Origin of the sequence: Mycobacterium sp., assembly GCF_035697385.1 — a bacterium.
Lineage (GTDB): Bacteria > Actinomycetota > Actinomycetes > Mycobacteriales > Mycobacteriaceae > Mycobacterium.
The window spans coordinates 1-4,218 of sequence record NZ_DASSCY010000208.1 but is presented as its reverse complement, the minus strand read 5'-3'; the positions used below and the strand labels follow the sequence as shown (position 1 = coordinate 4,218).

Genomic DNA, 4,218 nt, shown 5'->3' with positions numbered 1-4,218 from the left:
GATACTCCGCCCGGTACCGAAAACTGGTGCGCGAGTTGGCCGAGCGGTCCGAAGGCCAACCCAGCGACGAACTTCTGTGGGCGGCGGTGGACGCGGAGATGCTGCGCCGGCACGTCCAGCGGAGACTGTCCGAGCAGCTCGACGGGCTCACGCATGGACCGGATGGCTCGTTGGACAAGCTTCTGATGACGTGGGTTGAACAGTCGGTCGGGCATGCCGCACTGGCAGAAGGTGGAATCGACGACGAGCCGCTGCTCGCAACGTATCTATACAGCCGCGCGCAGAGCGTGATGGGTGGAACGTCGCAAATCCAGAAGAACATCATCGCCTCGCGGATCCTTGGATTGGAGTCCTGACATGTACGACATGCCCGACGAAATCGTCGTCCGTGCCGATGGTTCCTTGCGGATCATCACGCTCAACCGCCCTGACGACCTCAACGCCGTCAACCAAGGCCTGCATTCGGGGCTGGCACGGATCTGGGACAAGCTGAACCGCGACCCATCGGCGCGGGCGGCGGTGATCACCGGCAGCGGAAGGGCGTTCTCCGCCGGTGGTGATTTCAACTACATCAAGGCACTCAGCGAAGACGGCGAACTTCGTGCCAAGACGCTGGCCGACGGCCGTGACATCGTGCTGGGCATGGTGCGGTGCCGTATACCGGTGATCGCCGCGGTGAACGGCCCTGCCGTTGGCCTGGGCTGTAGCCTCGTCGCCCTGAGTGACGTCGCCTACATCGCTGAAGATGCGTTCTTGTCCGACCCGCACGTACAGGTCGGCTTGGTCGCCGCGGACGGCGGTCCACTCACGTGGCCGTTGCACATGAGCTTGCTGTTGGCCAAGGAGTACGCCCTCACGGGCGCCCGTATCCCCGCCGACAAGGCAGTCGAGTTCGGTCTGGCGAACCACGTCGTCAGCGACCCGGTTGACGCGGCGATCGCTTGCGCCAAGCGCATCGCCGGCCAGCCGCAGCAAGCCGTCGAGAGCACCAAACGAATGCTCAACATTCACTTGGAACGTGCGGTCTTGGCGGTGCTGGACTATGCCAACACCGCAGAGGACATGTCATTGCAAACCGACGACCTGCGAGACAACATCGCCAAGCTGACGAGGGCGGCGGCGCAATGAGAATGACTCGATCGTGACTGTAAACGTGTTGTAGGCAAGGAGAACCCGTGCGCCGAAGACTGTTCACCGAAGACCACGACTCCTTCCGCCAGTTGGCGCGGGACTTCGTGGAGAAGGAAATTGCGCCGCACTACCCCCAGTGGGAGAAGGCTGGGCGGATGCCCCGCGAGACCTTCGAGCTCATGGGCTCCCTCGGGATGCTCGGCATGGCGATTCCCGAGGAGTTCGGCGGCGGCGGCATATCCGACTTCCGCTACAACGTCGTGTTGCAGGAAGAGGCAGCGCGAGCCTTGGTCACGCTGTCGACGGTGCGGACCCAACTCGACGTGATCCTTCCGTACTTCCTGCACTATGCGAACGCCGAGCAACGGCAACGCTGGTTCCCCGGGTTGGCGGGCGGCACACTGCTGACGGCCATCGCGATGACCGAGCCGGGGACGGGTTCCGACCTGGCGGGCATGCGGACCACGGCGGTACGCGACGGCGATGACTGGATCCTCAACGGCGCGAAGACGTTCATCACGGGCGGTAGCCAGGCCGACCTGGTGATCGTCGTGGCCCGAACGGCGACGGACGTCGAGGACCGGCGCAAGGGACTGACCTTGCTAGTGGTCGAAGGCGAAATGCCCGGATTCACGCGGGGTCGCGAGCTGGAGAAGATGGGCTGCAAGGTGCAGGACACAGCCGAGCTGTCGTTCGTCGACGTGCGGGTTCCGTCGGCGAACCAATTGGGAGTTGAAGGTGACGCGTTCGGCTATCTCGGCAACAACCTGTCGCAGGAACGACTGACGATCGCCGTCGGATCGGTGTCGCAAGCGCGCTCTGCGATTACCGCCGCCATCGAATACACCAAGGACCGCAAGGCCTTTGGCACATCAGTTGCCTCGTTCCAGAACACGAAGTTCGAGCTGGCCGCCTGCTCGGCGCAGGTCGAGGCCGCGCAGGCGATGGTCGATCGCGCGATCGAGGAACACGTCGACGGCGTGCTCTCTGGCGCCGATGCGGCGCGGGTGAAGCTGTTCTGCACGGAGATGCAGGCCAGCGTCGTCGACCGTTGCTTGCAGCTATTTGGTGGCTACGGCTACATCATGGAGTACCCCATCGCCCGCCTCTACGCCGATGCGCGGGTGACCCGTATCTACGCCGGAACCAGCGAAATGATGAAGGTGATCATCGCCAAATCGCTTGGACTCTAAGTGCGCACAGCACCAATGACCCTGATACGGCAATAGCAGATGACCCAAAACCGTAACCGCAGTTGGGAGATCGCTCAACAGCACGGATGACGAAATTTGTCAGCATCCTGGAAGGACGGGCCAATGGCGTGGGGTAGTAGTGCAGAGCGGTGGTCGGTCGGTCTGCCTCGGTTTCGTAGTTTGTCGGGGCCGATGCAGGCGGTTGGTGGGTTGTTCGCGATGTCGGCGGATGCGGTGCGGTGCGTTTTTCGGCGGCCGTTTCAGTGGCGGGAGTTTTTGGAGCAGTGCTGGTTCATCGCGCGGGTGGCGTTGGCGCCGACATTGTTGGTGGCGATTCCGTTCACGGTTCTGGTCAGCTTCACGCTCAACATCCTGCTGCGCGAACTGGGCGCGGCCGACCTCTCGGGTGCGGGCGCGGCGTTCGGCGCGGTGACGCAGATCGGACCAATCGTGACGGTGCTGATCGTTGCGGGAGCCGGTTCGACCGCGATCTGCGCGGACCTGGGGTCGCGCACCATCCGCGAAGAGATCGACGCGATGGAAGTGCTCGGCATCGACCCAGTGCAGCGCTTGGTAACGCCTCGCATGTTGGCGGCGGGTTTGGTGGCGCTACTGCTCAACAGCCTCGTCGTCATCATCGGAATCCTGGGCGGCTATTTCTTCTCCGTGTTCATCCAGGATGTGAACCCCGGCGCGTTCGCCGCGGGCATCACCCTGCTGACCGGTGTGCCGGAAGTGATCATCTCGTGTGTGAAGGCCGCGCTGTTCGGGTTGATCGCCGGGCTGGTGGCCTGCTATCGCGGGCTGTCGATCACCGGGGGCGGCGCGAAGGCGGTGGGAAATGCGGTCAACGAGACGGTGGTGTACGCGTTCATGGCGCTGTTCGTGATCAATGTGGTCGTCACGGCCATCGGCATCCGGATGACGACGGGATAGCCGGGGACTCTCATGGGCACGATGACGATCCTGAAAAGCACCTATCCGCGGATCACGCGGAGCGCGCGCCGCCCGTTGGACTTACTGGGTCGCATCGGCGATCACATGCTGTTCTATGTGAAGGCGCTGGCCGGTGTGCCGCATGCGACGGTGCACTTCCGCCGCGAGATCATCCGGTTGATCGCCGAAATCTCCATGGGTGCGGGCACATTGGCGATGATCGGCGGCACTGTCGTGATTGTCGGGTTCCTCACCCTGGCCGCCGGCGGAACGCTGGCCGTGCAGGGCTATTCCTCGCTGGGCAACATCGGCATCGAGGCGCTGACCGCGCTCCTGGCGGCGTTCATCAACGTGCGTATCGCCGCGCCGGTGGTCGCAGGCATCGGGCTGGCGGCCACCTTTGGCGCCGGGGTGACCGCGCAGCTGGGCGCCATGCGGATCAACGAGGAGATCGACGCGCTGGAATCGATGGCGATCCGCCCGATCGAATACCTGGTGTCGACCCGGATCGTGGCGGGCATGATCGCGATCACGCCGCTGTATTCGATCGCGGTCATCCTGAGCTTCGTGGCCTCCCAGTTCACCACCGTGGTGTTGTTCGGACAGTCCGGCGGCCTGTATGACCACTACTTCAACACGTTTTTGAATCCGATCGACTTGTTGTGGTCGTTTCTGCAGGCGGTGTTGATGGCGATCGCAATCCTGTTGATCCACACCTACTTCGGCTACTTCGCCACCGGCGGCCCATCCGGTGTCGGCACCGCAGTGGGCAACGCGGTGCGCACATCCCTTGTCGTGGTGGTAGCGGTGACCCTTCTGGTGTCACTGGCCATCTACGGCTCCAACGGCAACTTCAACCTGTCAGGGTAGGGGAAAAGTTGACGAGTCACGCGTTCGAAACAGGCAAAGAGATGCACATCGCACGGAAGAATGCGACCCGCCAAATGGCGACGGTTCG

Annotated in this window: 5 protein-coding genes; all 5 read left to right on the top strand. The window is 63.2% G+C overall.

The window, feature by feature from the left end; all coding sequences use genetic code 11:
* Positions 1-356, top strand: a 356-nt coding sequence (locus VFH65_RS17330; protein WP_353323096.1) for an acyl-CoA dehydrogenase family protein, incomplete at its 5' end; no start/stop codon positions are given.
* Between the two features lies 1 nt (position 357).
* Positions 358-1,128, top strand: a complete 771-nt coding sequence (locus VFH65_RS17325) for an enoyl-CoA hydratase/isomerase family protein (RefSeq protein WP_353323095.1) — start codon at positions 358-360, stop codon at positions 1,126-1,128.
* A 47-nt stretch (positions 1,129-1,175) separates the two neighbouring features.
* Positions 1,176-2,324 (top strand): acyl-CoA dehydrogenase family protein, encoded by a 1,149-nt coding sequence (locus VFH65_RS17320; protein ID WP_353323093.1) that lies wholly within the window; start codon positions 1,176-1,178, stop codon positions 2,322-2,324.
* Positions 2,325-2,447: 123 nt separating this feature from the next.
* Positions 2,448-3,260 (top strand): MlaE family ABC transporter permease, encoded by an 813-nt coding sequence (locus tag VFH65_RS17315; RefSeq protein WP_353323092.1) that lies wholly within the window; start codon positions 2,448-2,450, stop codon positions 3,258-3,260.
* A 12-nt stretch (positions 3,261-3,272) separates the two neighbouring features.
* Entirely contained in the window at positions 3,273-4,130 is an 858-nt protein-coding gene (locus tag VFH65_RS17310; protein WP_353323091.1) for an MlaE family ABC transporter permease, read from the top strand.
* Positions 4,131-4,218 lie beyond the last annotated feature (88 nt).